At 59.6% G+C, this 18,019-nt stretch carries 17 protein-coding genes; 12 read left to right on the top strand and 5 right to left on the bottom strand.

From position 1 onward, the window contains the following. The first annotated feature begins 589 nt into the window (after positions 1-589). Both VJU77_17940 and VJU77_17935 read left to right on the top strand, forming a co-directional pair. Positions 590-1,120, top strand: a complete 531-nt coding sequence (locus VJU77_17940; protein HKP05237.1) for a M50 family metallopeptidase — start codon at positions 590-592, stop codon at positions 1,118-1,120. 15 nt (positions 1,121-1,135) lie between these two features. Then, positions 1,136-1,441: a hypothetical protein gene (locus tag VJU77_17935; GenBank protein ID HKP05236.1), complete on the top strand. Its 306-nt coding sequence runs from the start codon at positions 1,136-1,138 to the stop codon at positions 1,439-1,441. 143 nt (positions 1,442-1,584) lie between these two features. Here VJU77_17935 and VJU77_17930 read toward each other — a convergent pair whose 3' ends face one another. Continuing rightward, entirely contained in the window at positions 1,585-4,758 is a 3,174-nt protein-coding gene (locus VJU77_17930) for a hypothetical protein (GenBank protein HKP05235.1), read from the bottom strand. A 5-nt stretch (positions 4,759-4,763) separates the two neighbouring features. Further along, positions 4,764-5,522 (bottom strand): hypothetical protein, encoded by a 759-nt coding sequence (locus tag VJU77_17925; protein ID HKP05234.1) that lies wholly within the window; start codon positions 5,520-5,522, stop codon positions 4,764-4,766. Between the two features lie 139 nt (positions 5,523-5,661). On the opposite strand from VJU77_17925, the gene VJU77_17920 reads away from it, so the two are divergent. Then, positions 5,662-6,381: a hypothetical protein gene (locus VJU77_17920; GenBank protein HKP05233.1), complete on the top strand. Its 720-nt coding sequence runs from the start codon at positions 5,662-5,664 to the stop codon at positions 6,379-6,381. A 58-nt stretch (positions 6,382-6,439) separates the two neighbouring features. Continuing rightward, positions 6,440-6,895, top strand: coding sequence for a hypothetical protein (locus VJU77_17915; protein HKP05232.1), 456 nt, complete (start codon positions 6,440-6,442; stop codon positions 6,893-6,895). 102 nt (positions 6,896-6,997) lie between these two features. Here the strand turns inward: VJU77_17915 and VJU77_17910 are convergent, their stop codons facing one another. After that, positions 6,998-7,981, bottom strand: a complete 984-nt coding sequence (locus VJU77_17910; protein HKP05231.1) for an LLM class flavin-dependent oxidoreductase — start codon at positions 7,979-7,981, stop codon at positions 6,998-7,000. A 126-nt stretch (positions 7,982-8,107) separates the two neighbouring features. Here VJU77_17910 and VJU77_17905 point away from each other — a divergent pair, with 126 nt between their 5' ends. From VJU77_17905 to VJU77_17875, 7 genes are all read left to right on the top strand, one after another. Beyond that, positions 8,108-9,169 carry an NAD(P)-dependent alcohol dehydrogenase gene (locus VJU77_17905; protein HKP05230.1) on the top strand — a complete coding sequence of 354 codons (1,062 nt, stop codon included), beginning with the start codon at positions 8,108-8,110 and terminating at the stop codon, positions 9,167-9,169. Further along, positions 9,169-9,537: a hypothetical protein gene (locus VJU77_17900; protein ID HKP05229.1), complete on the top strand. Its 369-nt coding sequence runs from the start codon at positions 9,169-9,171 to the stop codon at positions 9,535-9,537. Before VJU77_17905 ends, VJU77_17900 begins: the two co-directional genes overlap by 1 nt. Before the next feature lie 111 nt (positions 9,538-9,648). Then, complete coding sequence (locus VJU77_17895; protein ID HKP05228.1) at positions 9,649-10,581, top strand: EamA family transporter; 933 nt, start codon at positions 9,649-9,651, stop codon at positions 10,579-10,581. 66 nt (positions 10,582-10,647) lie between these two features. Beyond that, a complete protein-coding gene (locus VJU77_17890) occupies positions 10,648-11,112 on the top strand; it encodes a CYTH domain-containing protein (protein HKP05227.1) in 465 nt (154 codons plus the stop codon). 29 nt (positions 11,113-11,141) lie between these two features. After that, positions 11,142-11,936 (top strand): thymidylate synthase, encoded by a 795-nt coding sequence (locus VJU77_17885; protein HKP05226.1) that lies wholly within the window; start codon positions 11,142-11,144, stop codon positions 11,934-11,936. A 5-nt stretch (positions 11,937-11,941) separates the two neighbouring features. Beyond that, a complete protein-coding gene (locus VJU77_17880) occupies positions 11,942-12,583 on the top strand; it encodes a DinB family protein (GenBank protein HKP05225.1) in 642 nt (213 codons plus the stop codon). A gap of 64 nt (positions 12,584-12,647) precedes the next feature. Then, positions 12,648-13,256 (top strand): L,D-transpeptidase, encoded by a 609-nt coding sequence (locus VJU77_17875; protein ID HKP05224.1) that lies wholly within the window; start codon positions 12,648-12,650, stop codon positions 13,254-13,256. A gap of 59 nt (positions 13,257-13,315) precedes the next feature. Here the strand turns inward: VJU77_17875 and VJU77_17870 are convergent, their stop codons facing one another. Next, complete coding sequence (locus tag VJU77_17870; GenBank protein HKP05223.1) at positions 13,316-15,514, bottom strand: carboxy terminal-processing peptidase; 2,199 nt, start codon at positions 15,512-15,514, stop codon at positions 13,316-13,318. 212 nt (positions 15,515-15,726) lie between these two features. On the opposite strand from VJU77_17870, the gene VJU77_17865 reads away from it, so the two are divergent. Then, a complete protein-coding gene (locus VJU77_17865) occupies positions 15,727-16,377 on the top strand; it encodes an MBL fold metallo-hydrolase (protein HKP05222.1) in 651 nt (216 codons plus the stop codon). A gap of 9 nt (positions 16,378-16,386) precedes the next feature. Here VJU77_17865 and VJU77_17860 read toward each other — a convergent pair whose 3' ends face one another. Then, positions 16,387-17,973: an FAD-dependent monooxygenase gene (locus VJU77_17860; protein HKP05221.1), complete on the bottom strand. Its 1,587-nt coding sequence runs from the start codon at positions 17,971-17,973 to the stop codon at positions 16,387-16,389. Positions 17,974-18,019 lie beyond the last annotated feature (46 nt).

Raw genomic sequence — 18,019 nt, 5'->3', positions numbered from 1 at the left:
GGCGAAAAAGCGAGCGGTCGTGGCGGTGGCGCGCAAATTATCAGTTCTGCTTCTGAGCCTCTGGAAACATAACGCGCGCTACCAGCCATTTCCTGGAGCGGGCGCCCGAGGCGAGGACCTTCGATCCGGAACGATTGCGATCCATCGCGTGAAGAGGTAAAAAACTTCGATAACCAGATGGCAACGTTCCACCCTTTCGCGGTAAATTGGATCTAAACATGGACCGCCACCCGCTGAGTCCGAATGGAAGCCCGATCCCTCACCGCACCCAAGCCTTGACCGCCTTCTCATGGAAGACGATCCAGCGAAGGCCTACCCGGCGTTCGCCCCAGATTTCAGATGACTAAACCATGCCACCCCCGGGGAACGGCCCGCTCCCGGTAGGCGTCGCTGACCTTTTTCTCTTTAGATCGTGAAGCCCGTCCCTCCCATTTCGGTTTACTGACTTGTGCGCTGCTCGCATTAGCCGGGCCAAGCTGCGCTTCGCAAGGTCCTGGCTCGTGTTTCACGCGATGCGAAAGCGCGCGCCTCATATCACCTAGCTAAACGAAGCTTTCGGAGTTCGTGAGGTCCTGACATCATAAGTTTTATGGGCGACGATTGGTTTCTTCCAGGAATGATGGTGTTCGCCCTTTTCCTCGACCTGATTGCGTGGCCGTACCTGGCCATCTTTATTCACGAGTTCGGTCACGCCGCGGCGGCCAAGCTGGTTGGCCTCTCGCCGACTCATTTCATTGTTGGGTATCCTGATGAGGATCTCGACGGCCCGCTTTTCTCTTTTCAAGCGTTTGGCTGCGCGGTCGAGTGTTGGCCACTGCCGTGGGGCGGAGCGACCCTTTTTAGCAAGATGCCGACAGACCGTCTCAAGTTATTCTTTATCGCTATTGCCGGCCCACTGATGGACGTATTGGTCATCGTCGCTTGTGGATTGCTGTGGCGTTATACTTTTATCCGCCTGGGATTGTTCTTCGTCATCGTGTCGCAGTCCTTAAACGTATTGTGCAACCTGATTCCGCGCTCGATCCGCCATGATGGCGTCTGCTATCCCAATGACAGCAAAATTGTTCTCCAGCTCTTAGTGGGAAAGCAACCAGCGATAAGCGGACCCCCTGAATCATAGCTCCCAAACACCTTTATGAATGATCGGCCTAATCTTCCAAATACGCTGAAGCACCCAAGCGCATTCCTTCCCATCGCGATGTCGCTCCTCGCGGTGGCAGTCATTATGATTCATCTCGCGCGGTTTGGGCCTGCGCCGCAGACGGATGAGGGGACATCGGCGCACCTCTGGCAGCTGCTGATGGGATTGCAGGTTCCCATTATTGGGTTCTTCGCGCTCCGGTGGCTGCCACAGTCGCCCCGGTCGTCCTTGATTGTCCTGGCGCTGCAGGCTGCCGCTGGAATTGCAGCGCTGGCGCCGGTTTATTTTCTGCGGTGGTGAGGTTTCGCGGGGTTGGCGGGGTGCAGAGCACGGACGCCGCAGCGCGGCGTCCCTACCGTTGGAGCCGGCACGCCACCGTGCCGGGGGGTTGCGACGCGGCGGCAGCGCGGTTTCTCCGCGGCACGTGGGCGTGCCGCCTCCAATCAGCGTAAGAGAAACGCGGGGATCTTCGTGGGTGAGGAGGTAAAGTCCTCACTGACGGCCACCTTGGCCGGCGGCGGTGGGATGGGCTCCTTGCCTTTGGCTTTCAGCGTGTCGTTCAAGGCCGGCAAATCTTTCGTGATGACCTGCTCGAATTCTTTCACGGCATCGGCGAGCTCCTTTTTCAGCGCCTCAATGTAGGCGAGGTGATAATCGCCCGGCTTTCCTTCGTATCTGAGGATCGCTCCATACAGCTGGTCGGTGTGCTCCCGCAGACGTTCTTCGCCGGTGATCGCGCCGCCTTCGGTCGTAGCCACGATCTGCTTGCGAACGGCATCTACTTTCTTATCGAAATCGGAGATCGCTTTCCCGAGCTCGTCGTCCGCCGCCAGCGCTCCCTTGCTCTTCTTTAGAGCGCCCCGCACCAGGAGGATCCGATCCATGAGCGCGCTTTCGTCCCCGAAAAGCGCATGGACTTTCATCGCCGCCTCGTACTGCGCCTTGCGATCCGCTTCATTGAATTTGACCCGGCGATCGAGCCCGACCGTCAGCTTCGTCTCGGAAACCTTGTCGGCTTTCGTCATCCGCACAGTGTAAATCCCGGGCAATAGCCGCGGTCCGAGAAGCCCCGCACCGGCCAATTGCACCGCGGGCGGAACCCGGGGCGGCTTTTCGCGCATGCTCCAGATGACGCGGTTTAATCCCGGCCGCTTGCTCGCCGGCAGCGTGTCCACCACCCGGCCCGTGCTATCGAGCACCTCGATCTTGAGCTTGCCGAAAAGATGACGCGAACGCTGGTAATAAGTAATGACCGCGGCGTCTGGCGGATTGTCGCCGACGAAAGTAGCCGCGCCATTGGCCCAGCCGCCGTTCGCATTGATCCGCTGTTGCACCGGGCGCGCCGAAACGAAGGCCGCCTCCTGCGAAAGCAGATCGGCCGAGAGCGCGCGCCAGGGCGAGATGTCGTCGACGATCCAGATGCCGCGTCCGTGAGTGCCGAGCACCAGGTCATGCTCGCGCGGGTGCACCGCCAGGTCGCGCACCGCTACCGCCGGGAAACGGCTGCCCTTGAATTGCGCCCAGGCTTTCCCGCCATCGATCGAAACAAAGAGGCCGAATTCGGTCCCGACAAACAGCAGATTGCGCTGCACCAGGTCATCCTTCACCACGTGCGCATATCCGCGGACGCCCTTGGGGTCCTGCCCGGTGATGAGCGGCGTCCACGTTTTGCCGAAATCGCTGGTGCGATAAACGTAAGGAGCAAAATCGCCAAAGGTATGGCGATCGAACGCCGCGAAAGCCGTGCCCGCGTCGAAGTTGCTCGCCTGCACCCAGCTCACCCAGGAATTCTTCGGCAGGTCCGGCACATTGCCGACCACGTTGCTCCAGGTCTTGGCGCCGTCCCGCGTGACCTGGACGTTGCCGTCGTCCGTGCCGACCCAGATAACGTTCTTGTCCTTCGGCGACTCGCTGATGGAATAAATCGTGGTGTGCATTTCCGCCGCGGAATTGTCGACGGTGACGCCGCCCGATTGTTCCTGTTTTTGCTTCTCCGGATCGTTCGTGCTCAGGTCCGGCGAGATGCGGTCCCAGGTCTGGCCGTGGTTGCGGGAGCGAAAGAGAAACTGCGAGCCGATGTAAACGGTCCCCTTCTCGGTGGGCGAAAGCGCGATCGGCGTGTTCCAATTCCAGCGGAGCTTTTCCTTGTAGTTCGCCTTGGGCTGGATGTCCCGCGATTCATGGGTGATGCGGTTCACGCGCCCGATGAAGCCACCCTGCGCTTCCGCGTAGAGATAATCGGGATCGGACGGATCGTTGAACATCCAGAAGCCGTCGCCGCCGTACATGTTTTCCCACTGGTGGTTGGTGATGCCGCCGGGGTACTGCGATTGGCCCACCCAGGAGCTGTTGTCCTGGAGGCCACCGTAAACCTGGAACGGATCTCGATCGTCCACACTCACGTGGTAGAACTGCGAGATCGGCAGGTTTTCGCCTTTCCACCATTTGCCGCCGCTGTTGTGGGAATACCAAATCCCGCCATCATCCCCGGCCACGACGGTCTGCGTATTGGTCGGATCAATCCAGACATCATGCAGATCGCCGTGCGCGCCCTGGAACCCGCCCACCACCGCGAAACTCTTTCCCGCGTCCTCGCTCATGATCAGCGGGCCGTCCGTCTTGAAAAGACGATCCGGGTTCTTGGGATCGACGATCAGGTTCGCGAAATAAAACGGACGCCAGACCATCCAGTTGCTCTTGTCGCGCTTCTCCCAGGTGGCGCCGGCATCGTCCGAAACGTAGAGGGCGCTGTCGGTGGACTCGACGAAGGCGTAAATGCGCTTTGCATTCGACGGCGCGATCGTTACCGCGATGCGGCCATAGGGTTTGTTCGGAAATCCGCGGTGAGATTCCGGAGTAATTTCCACCCAGGTCTGGCCGCCATCTCCCGAACGGAAGAGGCCGCTGCCCGAAGCCTTGTCCGGGCCCTCACCCCCGGAGCGGAACGTCCATCCTTTGCGCCGGAAATCCCACATGGCGACGTAAAGAATGCTCGGATTGGTCGGATCCATCGCGATGGAGGAAGCGCCGGTCGAAGCGTTGGTTCCTTTCAGGATTAGCTCCCAATTCTTGCCGCCGTCCGTCGTTTTGTAGAGGCCGCGATCCGTCGAATCGCTCCAAAGCGCTCCCGGCACCGCCGCGTAAACCGTGTCGCTGTTCTCGGGACTGACGACTATTTTCGCGACCCGTTCCGAGTTCGGAAGACCGGTGTAGAGCCAGGTCTCGCCGCCATCGGTCGATTTGTAAATGCCGTTGCCGACTGAGACGCTGTTCCGGGTCCAGCTTTCGCCGGTGCCGACCCAGACGTTCTTCGAGTTTTTTGGATCGAGCGCGACGGCGCCGATCGATTGCACCGGCTGCTCATCAAAAACCGGTTTGTAACGCGTGCCGCCATCTTCTGATTTCCAGACGCCGCCGCTGGCCGCGCCGACAAAGATGGTGAGCTTGCCGGACGGTTCGCGGGTGGCGGCGATGGCGGAGACGCGGCCGCTCATCGCGGCCGAACCAATATTGCGCGCTCCGAGACCGGAGATGGTGGAGGAATTAAACGGCGCCTGCTCGGCGGCCAGGGCTGCGCCGACGACAGAGAAAAGAGCAAAATATTTTAGGAAGCGCATGGTGATTATTTGGAAGTGGCGGGAAATTTGAAGATGGAGTCGTCGACCGGGACATTGGCCTCGGCCTTTTCGAAAATGACCTTTTGCTTGTCGGTCGAACCCTTGGGACCGCCTTCGATCGAGAACGGGAAAAAGACGCCGTTGATTTTTTCGTAATCACCGAGGTCGGTCTCGTTTTCGACCTGGGCGCCATTCTCGATTCGCTGGGTGATGATCCGAATCTCCAGGAAATGATCCGGATCGAGATACACATAATTCACGTCACCATTTTTGCGGACAACCTTGAGCTTGTGCGCCAGCGTCCCGTCAACGTCTTCCTGGCCGAGATACTCGACGGTGCTCCCCTTTGCCTTCCAATCCACGAGCGGCCCATCGACCTCCGCGTCTTCCACGAGCGCCTTCGCCTCGTCCACGGAGATTTTTTCCGGGTCCTTGCGCCCGCCGAACGGGGTGATCTTCCAGCCTTCCGTGCCGTCGTAGGCGTCGATCCGCGTCATCCCTTGCAGGGTCGTCTCTTCCCGGATCGCCCCCGGGCGTTTCTTGGTCTGGACGTAGGTCAACTCAAGCTGACCCTGGTTCGCAATCATTTTTCCCTGGAGCCGGAGCGTTTTCACGTCTGCCAGGGCCTGCGCCCCGCCTTTGGCCTCGATATTCTTCGCGGTCAAACTATCGACGGTCTCCCTGACGTTGAGCGGTTTCGGGTCCTGAGCGTTGAGTGCGGCCCCCAGAAACGAGCCGGCGACGAGAACGAGAATTCTTTTCATAGGCATGGAATCAACTCGCGGCAAAACCAAATCGCCGCGGAACGCGACACCAGGGCGGAGCGACCGCGGTGCCTCGTTTCATCTCCTTCTCCTTTAGAAGCTTGAAGGTCGCCGCGCAACTGACTAATTCTGGATTCGCATGAATGGTCAGCCGCCCTCGTCCGTCCCGCCGATTCAGCCGACGCCGCAGTATTATCCGCCCCCGCGCCAGGGCATGGGCTGTTTTGCCAAAGGATGCCTCACCGTTCTTGTCCTCGGCTTTCTCGGCCTGGCGATCCTTGGGGTGAGCGGTTGGTTTCTCTACCAGAAGACGGTCAACAATCTGACCTCGACCGAGCCGGCGGATATCCGTGTCGAACCGCCTACCCCGGCCCAAATCAAGACCGCGGAGGAATCGAAGACGCGTCTGGACGAAGCGATCGCGCGCAACAAGGAAACGACGGTGGAATTCACGGGCCCGGAAATGAACCTCCTGCTTCAGCGAAATGGCGATTGGGATTTCCTGCGCGGGCGCACCCGGATCGACATCGCCGATTCTACCATGACCGTCGCGTTAAGCGCCCCGCTCGATGTCCTGCGGTGGCCCGGCCTGAAACGGCGCTATTTCAACGGCACCCTGCGTTTCAGCATGACGTACGCGTCGGACCAATTCGAGCTCGAGATCATTTCCGCCGAAGCGAACGGCAACCAATTTCCAAGCTCGCTCCTTTCCACGTTCAATTCCTCGTTTAACGACAGCATGAACGACGAATTCCGAAAAGAGCTGCGCAAGAACAACGGCGAAAGCGAATTCTGGACCCACGTCAAAAGCATCGTCCTAAAAGACGATAAGCTCGTCATCACGACCAAGGCAGATTAGCGGCCAGGGAATCTTCCAAGTAACCCCCCTGAAAAATCGGAAAGCAAAACAAACCCAAATGAAAACAAAACAATGGTTCGGTTCGGTAATCGCAATAGCGCTTCTCGGCGCGCTCGTCAGCATCGGGGCTCCTTCGGCTCACGCCCAGAAAACGACGACGACGACAACGACTACGGTAAAAAAGACCAGGATGCCGAAGGTAAACAAAGCGGGCTGGTGGATCCGCATAGACACGGCAAAGACCTCGGCCTCCAGCATCTCGTTCTGGGTTGGCTTAACCAGGGCGGACCGAAAAGCCTGGCGCACCTGGACGGCAGGCGAGCCCGCCGAATTCGATCTGGCGGAAATGCGCGAATGGCCCAAGCTTCACCTCCGCGCGAAAACGGACCCAAAAAGCAAAAAGGCGGTCTTCTGCGTCTTTTTCGGGAACCACGGCGTCGAGCATTTTGAATTCGACGGCGACAAAGACGACAACATGAAGTCGTCGCACACGGACAAGGATTGCGTGCCGTAAAGGCAGCTGACCTCCTGGCATCCGAGCGGAGGGCGCCGGGGCGACTGTGATTTTGCGACGCCCCGGCTTCGCAGAGCTCAGCCCTCCATTATTGAAACGAGATCAGATGCCGCGGAAAACTTCCGCGGCGATCTCGAAGGAGCGCAACCGCGCGGCGTGATCGTAAATCTGGCCGGTGACGATGAGTTCGTCGGCCTCGGTCTGGGCAAGGAATTCCCGGAAACGCCGGCCGGTTGTTTCGGGTGAACCGACGGCAGCGTACCGGGTGCGCTGATCGATGGCGGCGCGTTCGGCGGGCGTGCAAAGTTCATCGATCGAATCGACGGGCGCTGGAAGTTTGCCGGGGCGGCCGCGGACCAAACTGAGAAATTGCAATTGCGCTGAACTAAAAAGCCGGCGCGCCTCCGCATCCGTCTCCGCGGCGAAAACGCCGGCGCCAACGATGACGTAGGGTTTCTCGAGCTGAGCGGAGGGCTGGAAATCGCGCCGATAAAGGTGGAGCGCCACTTCGAGGTATTCGGGCGCGAAATGCGAGGCGAACGCGAACGGCAGCCCGAGCTCGGCGGCGAGCCGCGCGCTGAAATCGCTCGAACCCAAAAGATAGAGCGGGACGTTGAGTCCGGTGCCCGGGACCGCCTGGATCCCAAGGTTCGCGCCGGCGAAGAACGACTGAAGCTCGAGAACATCCTGCGGGAACGTGTCGCCGTCGCTGCCGAGATTGCGGCGTAACGCGCGCGCGGTCCGTTGGTCGCTCCCCGGCGCGCGACCCAGGCCGAGATCGATGCGGCCAGGGAACAGCGACTCAAGAGTGCCGAACTGCTCGGCGATCACCAGCGGCGCGTGGTTCGGCAACATGATCCCGCCGGCCCCGACCCGGATGTTCTTTGTCTGGCCAGCCACGTGACCGATCACCACCGAAGTCGCTGCGCTGGCGATTCCCGGAAGGTTGTGATGTTCCGCCAGCCAATAGCGATGATAACCCCACGCTTCCGCGTGCTGCGCGAGATCCACCGTGTTGCGGAACGCCTGCGCTGCGTCGCCGCCTTCAATGATCGGTGAAAGATCGAGAATCGAGAGGCGCGGCATGGCAGAAGGTAATCGCGCTCGGGGTCGTTTGCAGCCGTGGCAGGTCGACAAGCTTCAAGGAGCGGCGGTTTGAAACCGCCGTTTCCTTTTAGTCGACGGTTTGTAAACCGCCGCTCCTTGGTGAAAGTGCGATTACTCAATATGTATTCGACCAAAGCCTACGCCGCCCGCTCCAAGACTTCACCGCTCGCTCCCTTCTCCTTCGAGCGGCGCGATCCCGGCACGACCGACGTCCAGATCGACATTCTTTTCTGCGGCGTCTGCCATTCCGATATTCACACCGCGCGCGGCGAATGGGGCGGCACCACTTATCCCTGCGTGCCCGGCCACGAAATCGTCGGCCGCATCGGCAAGGTCGGACGCGAGGTGGAAAAGTTTCGCGAAGGCGACCTCGCCGCGGTCGGTTGCATGGTCGATTCCTGCCGGTCCTGCCAGAATTGCCGCGAGAACCTGGAGCAGTTCTGCGACAACGCGCCGGTCTTTACCTACAACAGCAAAGACCCGCACACCGGCGGCATCACTTACGGCGGCTACTCCAAGAGCATTGTCGTCGACCAGGATTTCGTCCTCCGTCTTTCCGACAAACTCGATCTCGCCGCCAGCGCGCCGCTCCTGTGCGCCGGGATCACGACTTATTCGCCCTTGCGCCATTGGAAGATCAGCGAGGGACACAGGGTTGGCATCGTCGGCCTTGGCGGCCTCGGCCACATGGGAGTGAAATTCGCGCGCGCTTTCGGCGCAGAGGTCGCGCTCTTTACGACCTCACCGGGCAAAACCGCGGACGCGAAAAGACTCGGCGCGCATGAAGTGATCCTGTCGAAAAATGAAGATGAAATGGAGAAGCACGAGAAGAGCTTCGATTTCATTCTCGACACGGTTTCCGCGCCGCACGACCTCGATGCCTATCTCTCGTTGCTCAAGCGAGACGGAACGATGGTGCTCGTCGGCGCGTCGCCCGACCCGCTCGAAGTCGACGCGTTCAGCCTTATCCTGCGCCGCCGCCGCCTCGCCGGCTCGCTTATCGGCGGCATCGCCGAAACCCAGGAGATGCTGGATTATTGCGCCGAGCGCGGAATTGTTTGCGAAATCGAGAAGATCGCGATCGACAAAATCAATGAAGCTTACGAACGCATGTTGAAGAGCGACGTGAAATACCGCTTCGTCATCGACATGGCGTCACTCACCTGATGTTTCTCCTCGAGACCGACACCACGAAGCAGTTGTTCGTCCTCAGCGTCGCGGGAGCGATCACCGTCGAGGAGTCAAAGGAAACGGTCGGTCGCGTGCGAGAGAAATTGACCGAGCTTTCGCCCGGCTTCGTTGGGCTCATCGATTTCCGCTGGATGGAATCGATGCCCGCTGCTTCGGCGCCGTTTATCGCCGAAATCATGGATGCCTTCGCCGCGAAGGGAGTCAGCGCCGTGGTGCGGGTAATGCCCGATCCGCATCGCGACATCGGGCTCAATATTTTGTCGCCCTTCCATTACGGCCCTGACGTCCGGCTGATGACCTTCGAGACGCTGGCGGATGCAATCCAGGCGCTGGCGAGTGACTAATAAATGGAGGGTCGAGCTCTGCGAGACCGGAGCGTCGCGGAGCTCCGCCCTCCATAATCCAGCCAGCGCAAAAGCAGTTGCAACGCGCGCGCCGTGATGCGCTGCTAATCAATGCCGGAAAAGCGCGCTAATCTTGCCGCCGCCGCGGCGTTCGTGGCGCTCTGCCTGATCTGGAGCTCGACCTGGCTCGCGATCAAGCTGGGCCTGCGCGATTTGCCACCGGTCTCCTTCGTCGCGATCCGTTTTGTCATCGCCGTCGCCGTTCTCCTTGCGATTTCAGTCGGCCGCGTCCGCCTGATCCCGCCGGACCGCGGCGATTTCAAATTGCTCGCCTGGACTGGCGTCCTGATGTTCTGCATCAACTACGCGCTGCTCTTCTGGGCGGAGCTTTACGTCTCGTCCGGACTCTCCGCCGTCCTCCAGGCGACGATCCCGATTTTCGGGATGGTGCTCGCGCACTTTATTATCCCGAACGAACCGCTGCGCGGCGCGCGAATCGCAGGCGCACTCGTCGCCCTCGGCGGCGTCGCCGTCATCTGCTCGCGCCTTTTCGATTTCGGCGGGTTGCTCGCCTTCTGGGGAGGCGTTGCGATCGTCTTTGGCGCGGCGAGTGCCGCCTTTTCAAACGTGGTCCTGAAGGCACGTGCGATCCGGCTCGCTCCGGCGATGATCGCAGCCTGGCAAATGATCTTTGGTCTTGTTCCGCTGATCATCGGGGGATTTTTACTCGAGGGAAACCCCCTCCAATTTCATTGGACGCCCCGGGCGGTCTTCTGCCTGTTCTACCTCGCCATTCCCGGCTCGGCCATTGCGTTCCTCCTGCTTTACTGGCTCCTGCCCCGGATGTCGGTCACCAATCTCCAAACCATCTCGTTCATCACTCCGCCGGGCGCGGTCCTCTTCGGCTGGTTGCTCGGCGGCGAAAGCTTCAGCCTCTGGTCGCTCATGGGCGGCGCGCTGGTCCTCATCGGCGTCTGGCTGATTTTCCGAAAAGCAAAACCGGTGGAGATGAAAGAATGCGAAACGGCCCTGCCGCAGGGGTGAAGGCGAGTGACGAGTGACATGTGACGTGTGACATGTTGCTTTCTCTCGTCACACGTCACACATCACATGTCACTTTCTTCTTCCCACGAGATCGAGCGCAAGTTTCTCGTGCGCGAGCTTCCGCGCGACCTGACGAGCCATCGCCATACCGAAATCTCGCAGGGTTATCTGGTGAGCCTGGACGACGGTCTCCAGGTGCGGCTTCGGAAATCCGGTGACCTCTATTCACTCACTTTCAAGCGCGGCACCGGTAATGTGCGTGAAGAACGCGAAGTGGAACTGACGGTGGCGCAATTCGAAGCGCTCTGGCCTGCCACGGAAGGCAAACGCCTCGAGAAAACGCGTTATGAGGTTCCGTTCGGCGATCGCGTGGTTGAGATCGACCTTTACCACGGGCGCCACGAAGGCCTGGTCGTCGCCGAGGTGGAATTTGACGACGAAGATTCCGCCCTCAATTTCTCCAGGCCGGACTGGCTGGGTGACGACGTCACCGGCGATCCGCGTTACAGCAACCAATTGCTCGCGTCGTAGAGTGTTCCCGGTTAATTAAGAATTCAGCGATGCGGCAGTACCACCATCTTCTCCGGCTCGTTTTGGAAAAGGGAGCGCCGCGCATGGATCGAACAGGCACCGGCACGCTTTCGGTTTTCGGCGCGCAAGCCCGCTTTGATTTGCGGGAAGGATTCCCACTCCTCACCACGAAGAAACTCCATCTCAAATCGATCATCTACGAATTGCTCTGGTTTCTGCAGGGCGACACCAACGTGCGTTCCCTGAATGAAAAAGGGGTGACGATTTGGGATGAATGGGCGGACGCCAACGGCGATCTCGGTCCCATTTATGGGGCGCAATGGACGCGTTGGCGCGGCGTTGAGGGCGCGGTCATCAACCAAATCGACGGCGTGATCGGCGAGATCAAAAGAAATCCCCAGAGCCGGCGTCTGATTGTCAGCGCCTGGAATGTAGCGGAGCTCGATCGGATGGCCCTGCCGCCTTGTCACGTGCTCTTTCAATTTTATGTCCGTGACGGCGAGTTGAGCTGCCAGCTTTATCAACGCAGCGCCGATTTGTTCCTCGGGGTCCCGTTCAATATCGCGTCGTACTCGCTGCTCACCATGATGGTGGCGCAGGTCTGCGATCTGCGGCCCGGCGAATTCATTCACACCTTCGGCGATGTCCACCTCTACCAGAACCATCTCGACCAGGCCCGGGAGCAACTCACCCGCGATTTTCGGCCGCTGCCGCGGATGCAATTGAATCCGGCCGTCAAAAACATCTACGATTTCCGCTTTGAGGATTTCACCCTGAGCAATTACGATCCGCATCCAGCGATCAAAGCGCCGATCGCCGTCTGAATTCGATGGACCGCCGACGATTCCTGGAAACTTCGAGCAAGCTTGCGTGCGGGCTGACCGGAGCAACTTCCCTTCTGGTTCTCGACCCCGCCCGAACGAGTGGGGCGCCGAGCGAGCCGGAGCCGGGACCCTTTATCGTCGGTCCGCGGCCGCCATTTTCGTCCCACATCGGGACTCTGATTTCGATGCTTAACGTCATGCGGCGCGCCGTTTTGGCGCCAGTTCAGGGGCTCACCGTCGCGCAGCTCGATTATTTGCACGACGCGAAGGCCAACACGATCGGGGCGCTTCTTCACCATCTGGCCGCGATTGAGCGGCTCTATCAGATCCACACGTTCGAGGGAAAAAAATGGGGCGATTGGGATGACGAAACGAAACGGCAATGGACTACAGCGGCGCTTTTAGGTGAGGCGGCCCGCAAAAAGATCAAGGGAAACAAGCTCGCGTTTTATCTTGAGATGCTGAAGGAGGTGCGGGAACACACCCTCGCCGAGCTCGGGAAGCGCGACGACGCCTGGCTTATGCAAGTCGACGCTGGTTTCGGCGATGAACCAACGAACAATTACTGCAAATGGTTCCATGTGTGCGAACACGAATCGAACCACAACGGCCAGGTCAAATGGCTCAAAGCCCGGCTGCCGGGCTGATTGGCGAATCGGACTTAGCCGGAATTCTTGAATTCTTCCCGGGTGTCGCCGTCCAAGATCTCGCATGGGTTGGAGAACTGGGATTTCTCTTTGCGGGTTTATTCTTGCCGCTGCGCAAACCGTTGTCGCGCAGTCACCGTACTCGGTCGAGATCGATCTGGAGCGGCAGACGGCGTATCTGATTCGTGGCCGGCGCATCGTTCTCGCCAGTGAGATCTCGAGTGGCCGCTCCGGACATCTGACGGAAACCGGTTCATTCAAAATCATCGAGAAGGAGCGTAACCACTTCTCCTCGCTCTATGGCCAGATCATCGATCGCAATGGCCGCACCGTCGTCACGGATGCGGATGCCGACATGGCGGTTCCCCGCGGCGGGAAATTTCTTCCGGCCCCGATGCGTTATTTCATGCGTTTCCACGGAGCCACGGGAATGCATGCCGGATATTTACCTGGCTATCCGGCGTCGCACGGCTGCATCCGAATGCCGGAACAAAACGCGATCTTCTTTTTCAACGCCGTAGAAGTCGGGACTCCAGTAAACGTCTTTGGCCGGACGCCGCAGACTCGCGAATATTTTCGTTACGGTCCGCAACCAGCCCGGCCGTTGTATCAGCGCCCAATGCGGCCGCGATTCTCGGCTCCGCCACCGCCCCGGTCCCCTTGGGACAATTAGTGCGGCGGGGCGTCGGTGATGCCCGCTCGCAGCGGGAGGTAATTGCGAGTCCCGCCTGACTACGGAGCGGTCTTGGTGGTCGTGCTCGCGGTGGTCGGGCCGCGATTCAAGTCGACCAGGTCATTGAGAATATTCAGGGTCTCGTCCCGCTCGGGATCGATCGCGGGATCCTTGCCGTCATCTGTGCCGGCGGAATCTGAATCGGAATCCGTCGCGGCTTCCGGTGCGACCTTGGCTCCGCCCTTCTTGCTAGCGGCCAATTTTCCCGGGAAAAGGATCGGCTGAATATTCGGCTTATCTACGTTGTCGAGGGTGAGTCGAATCATTTGCATGTCTTCGACATGGCGAGCCAGGCGTTCTTTCGACCGCGTTTCCTTGCGAACCTTGTCTTCATTCAACTCAACGCGCCGGACGTCTTCATTCAGCGAAATCCGGTTTTCATCGAGGCGTTTGCGAAGCCGCTCCATGTCTTCCATGACGTAGCGGAATTCGGGATCGGCCTGGACGCGCGCTTCCGAGCGGCGTTTGAGTTCGTCGACGAAGAGGCCGCGCGTGTCCGTCCATTTCGTGAAGCGCGCCTTGGGCACTTCATCATACGGCAGGCAATTCTTGAGCGCGCCCTCACCAAATTCCGGCAGGTCGCTCAGGCTCGGCAGAACAATATCCGAGGTGACTCCGTGAAGCTGCGTCGAACCGCCCGCTACGCGATAAAACTTCTGGATGGTCAGCTTCAAGGCGCCGTCTTCCTGGGACCGGCTGCCGAGCAAGGAGGTGAACCGGCCAATCTCGAGAATGGTTTGCACGGTGCCTTTGCCGAAGGTGTTCTTGTCACCCACGATCAGGGCGCGTCCATAATCCTGGAGAGCGGCGGCAAAAATTTCACTCGCCGACGCGCTTTGCCGACTGGTCAGGACGATCATTGGCCCGGAATAAGCGATTCCGGGATCGGGGTCGCTCGAGACTACGATATTGCCATTCGAACCTTTGGTCTGGACGATCGGGCCCGATTTCAGAAAGAGGCCGGTCAGGGCGATCGCTTCTTCGAGCGAGCCCCCGCCATTTCGGCGAAGATCAACCACGAGTCCGGCGATGTTCTCCTTCTTCAGCCGCTTCAGGAGCGCGAGCACATCCTTGGTGGTGCTTTTCTGGTGCTTGTCCATGTCGGCGTAGAACGAGGGAAGCGTGATCCAACCGAGTTTTACTGGCTCGCCGTTCTCGTCCTTCTTGATGATGACGTCGGCGCGAGCTTCCTGGTCTTTCAGCTTAATCTCGTCGCGGACGAGCTCGACCGTTTTGCGCTTTGACGGATCAGGCGCGTCAGCCGGAATCACGAGGAGCCGAACCTTGGTGCCCTTTTTGCCTCGAATCTGCTCGACCACCTTATCAAGGCGCATGTCGCGCACGTCGTTGAATTCTGCCGGACCCTGGGCCACCGCCGTAATCCGGTCGCCCACCTTCAAACGGCCGTCCGTCTGCGCCGGGCCGCCGGGCACCAGACTTTCGATCTTGGCGTAGCCGTCTTCAGTGCGAAGCATGGCGCCGATACCAACCAGGGAGAGTCCCATGTTGATGCTGAAATTCTTGAGGTCCGCTTTGCTCAAATACTCCGAGTGCGGGTCGTAGGTCTGGGCGAGCGCGTCCAAAAAGAGCTTCACCTGTTCGTCCCTGTCCTGCTCGTGGACACTGCGGCTGAGCCGGTCGTAACGACGGGCGACCAATTTAGGTCCCGGTTCGATCGGATGTTCGCTGAGATGTTCCTGAAGCAGTTCGCTGGCGATCCGGCCGCGCCAGACTGCATCCGCTTCCGCCTCGTCTTTCGGCCAGGGGGCTTTTTGGCGGCTCAATTCGATCGTCGCATTGCTCTTGAAATCGAAAGGCTTTTCGAGCTGCTGCTTGATTTTGGCCACCCGGTCGTCCACCCGCTTGAGATAGAGATCGTAGATTTCGTAGGCCGGCTTCACGTTTTGCAGCAAAACGTCATCGTCCAGGGAGGTGCCGTACTTCGCGGTCATCGCATCCACGTCCTGCTGAGTAAAGAAGAGGTGACTGAAATCGAGCAGCTCCAGATAGGTCTTCAGGAACTTCTTCGAAATCTCGTCGTTGAGCGGCTGGTGAGTGTAGTGACCCTCCTCGAGGAGGCGGCCCACCGAGTTGGTCACGCTGCCCAGGTCCGACTTCGCCTGCACGGGCGCTGCCGTCACCACCAGGGCAAAAAAGAGGAAGGGCAGGGCCAAAAGTGAGCGGATAGAAGGCTTCATTCGGAAAAAGAGGTTTTGGAAAGTCGCAGAATCCGGGCTGAACGCAAGGAAACCACGAGGGTGAAGATCATTTGTAGGTAGTGAGACACTTGTCACGCTGGAACATTCAAAACGAGCGGCGCGTGGCGCTTTTGCACGCAGCTTTCATTCCCTGCGGGACCAGGGTTGTAGCCAGGCAATGCGGCCCGGTCTGGCCCAAATTCGAACCTGCAATGGCCGGGGTCGCCGACCCCGGCTACAGTGGGTCGACGATGCAATACGAAACCTTCTGTGGCGGGATTTTTGAAACCAATTGTTACCTGATCCAGGCGCCGGAGGGACCCATCCTGTTCGACGCGCCGGATGGCGCCTGCGACTGGCTCGTTTCAAAGGGTTTAACCCCGAAACTGCTTCTGCTTACCCACGGCCATTACGATCACATCCCGGACGTCTCGAAAATCAAGCAGCGCTTTGATTGCCAGCTCGGCTGCCATGCCGAAACCGCGCCCATGATTTCCGATCCCGATTTCTTTCGGAGCTTCGGGTTCAAGCTGGAAATCGAGCCGGTGAGCCCGGATTTCCTGATCGAAGCCACCCCCGCCCGCAATTTTCTCGGTCTCGAGATGGAAGTGCTGGAAGTGCCGGGACATTGCCCGGGGAGCCTCTGCTTTTTCTCTCGGGAAGGTAAACTCCTGATCGGCGGAGACGTCTTGTTTGCGAGCGGAGTTGGGCGCTGGGATCTGCCGGGCGGTGACGAAGATCTTCTGTTCAGCGGGATCAGGGAAAAACTTTATCCCCTTGGCGATGAGGTCACGGTCCTGCCCGGCCACGGACCGCCGACGACGATCGGGACCGAGCGAAGAACGAACCCCTTTGTGCGATAACACAAGAAGCTACGCGAAGGCTTTCTCGACGAGCTCGGCTGCCCGGATCTTTTTCAAGTAAAGGGCAAGCGAATGCGCGTCCGCCGGGCACTGGAACAAACCTACATGGCCGTCGGGCCGGATCAGACAGAGAAACGGGCCTTGCGCGCCGTAAAGCCGGGCAAAATCGGCGTGGACGTCTTCGACATGTCCGGGGGCCACGATGAAGGAGCGAATGCGCAACGCCGCCAGGGACTTGACGAGATATTCGCTGGTTTCACCCAGCCCGAGCAAGGCAATCAGTCCAAATTCCCCGAGTAAGTCGAAGAGCGAAATGTTTCGGCCTTTGTTCCGAAAAATGATGTCGGGCGCGCGTTCGCCGGCACGAATGAAATCCGCGCCGCTCGAAAGTTCGGTGAGTCTGCCTCGATATCGTAGTTCAAGTTGCGACACCCTCCTGAACAAGCGGCGCTGGACGAACGCAGTGCCGAGAATGGGAAACACCATTCGCTCGCGGACGAAGCGCAGGATCGGATTCATCCCAAAAACCAGACGAGAAGCGGCGGTAGTTCCGCGAAGCACCGCGCGCGCAATCGGTTTCCGTTCCTCTTCGTAAGTGTCGAGGAGCGAATCGGGCGCGCCATCACGCAAAACGGCCGCCAGTTTCCAGGCCAGGTTGCTGGCGTCCTGGATACCAGTGGCAATGCCTTGTCCACCGAGCGGGCTGTGAATATGCGCGGCATCGCCCGCGACAAAAATCCTCCGATCGCGAAAGCGATCTACCATCCGCGCATTGATTCGAAAATCGCTTAGCCACAGCGGATCGCGGAGGCCGATATCCGCCCCCACCCGCTCGGCCAAGAGCCGCTGGACCAGAGACAATGTCACTTCCTGCGGTTCTGCAGCTGGTTCCGGGGCGCACTCAATGATCAGCCGCCATCTCTGCCCGCCGAAAGGCAACGCGCCCATGACCCCATCCCGGTGAAACCAGACCTGGACTTCGTTTTCGGCCCGGTCCCAGTCGATCGCTACGTCGGCGAGGAGAAAGCGCATAGGCATCGTAGTTCCGGCGAACGAAAACCCGGCTTGTTTACGAACAACGCTGTGCGCGCCTTCGCAGCTCACGAGAAACTGAGCGACCACCGTCTCGGCACCGCCGGTTTCGGAACGAACAAGTGCGCGAACGCGATCGCGGCCCTGCACGAATTCGACCAGCTCCCGACGCCGTTCCACGAGATTGCCTCGCGAGGCCAGCGTGCGCTCCAGAATTTCCTCTGTTTCACTTTGCGGAATAATGAGCAATTGCGGCTGGCAGGCATCGCGACCCGCCTGGTCGACTGGCGGCCGCAAGGCGATCCGGAGCAGTGTCCTCCCGCCAGAATGAAAATTGACGGCCCGAATGTCGCCGAAGCCGCGAGCATTGAATTCCGCTTTGATCCCGAGGATGGCGAAAACCTCCGAGACCCGTGGCTGGAGCCCCAGCGCCTTTGAGGTCTTCGAACGCCCCGCCTTTTTTTCGACGATCCGAAAGCGAATACCAAACCGCTGCAACTCGAGCCCCAGCGCCAGGCCGACTGGCCCGGCACCGGCAATCAAGACCTCGGTCTCCGATTCCACGGCGCAATCTCATCATGATTGCGCGGGCCGGACAATACTGGGGCTA

Source organism: Chthoniobacterales bacterium (assembly GCA_035274845.1).
GTDB lineage: Bacteria > Verrucomicrobiota > Verrucomicrobiia > Chthoniobacterales > UBA10450 > AV80.
Note: the sequence above shows the minus strand (reverse complement) of the source record. Positions and strands in the feature narration are given on the sequence as shown.

Coding starts and splice junctions, on each gene's coding strand:
- VJU77_17925 (HKP05234.1), bottom strand. CDS start 5,522: ATGAAAAGAATTCTCGTTCTCGTCGCCGGCTCGTTTCTGGGGGCCGCA.
- VJU77_17910 (HKP05231.1), bottom strand. CDS start 7,981: ATGCCGCGCCTCTCGATTCTCGATCTTTCACCGATCATTGAAGGCGGC.
- VJU77_17900 (HKP05229.1), top strand. CDS start 9,169: ATGTTTCTCCTCGAGACCGACACCACGAAGCAGTTGTTCGTCCTCAGC.
- VJU77_17890 (HKP05227.1), top strand. CDS start 10,648: ATGTCACTTTCTTCTTCCCACGAGATCGAGCGCAAGTTTCTCGTGCGC.
- VJU77_17930 (HKP05235.1), bottom strand. CDS start 4,758: ATGCGCTTCCTAAAATATTTTGCTCTTTTCTCTGTCGTCGGCGCAGCC.
- VJU77_17940 (HKP05237.1), top strand. CDS start 590: ATGGGCGACGATTGGTTTCTTCCAGGAATGATGGTGTTCGCCCTTTTC.
- VJU77_17920 (HKP05233.1), top strand. CDS start 5,662: ATGAATGGTCAGCCGCCCTCGTCCGTCCCGCCGATTCAGCCGACGCCG.
- VJU77_17885 (HKP05226.1), top strand. CDS start 11,142: ATGCGGCAGTACCACCATCTTCTCCGGCTCGTTTTGGAAAAGGGAGCG.
- VJU77_17870 (HKP05223.1), bottom strand. CDS start 15,514: ATGAAGCCTTCTATCCGCTCACTTTTGGCCCTGCCCTTCCTCTTTTTT.
- VJU77_17865 (HKP05222.1), top strand. CDS start 15,727: ATGGCCGGGGTCGCCGACCCCGGCTACAGTGGGTCGACGATGCAATAC.
- VJU77_17880 (HKP05225.1), top strand. CDS start 11,942: ATGGACCGCCGACGATTCCTGGAAACTTCGAGCAAGCTTGCGTGCGGG.
- VJU77_17935 (HKP05236.1), top strand. CDS start 1,136: ATGAATGATCGGCCTAATCTTCCAAATACGCTGAAGCACCCAAGCGCA.
- VJU77_17895 (HKP05228.1), top strand. CDS start 9,649: ATGCCGGAAAAGCGCGCTAATCTTGCCGCCGCCGCGGCGTTCGTGGCG.
- VJU77_17875 (HKP05224.1), top strand. CDS start 12,648: ATGGGTTGGAGAACTGGGATTTCTCTTTGCGGGTTTATTCTTGCCGCT.
- VJU77_17915 (HKP05232.1), top strand. CDS start 6,440: ATGAAAACAAAACAATGGTTCGGTTCGGTAATCGCAATAGCGCTTCTC.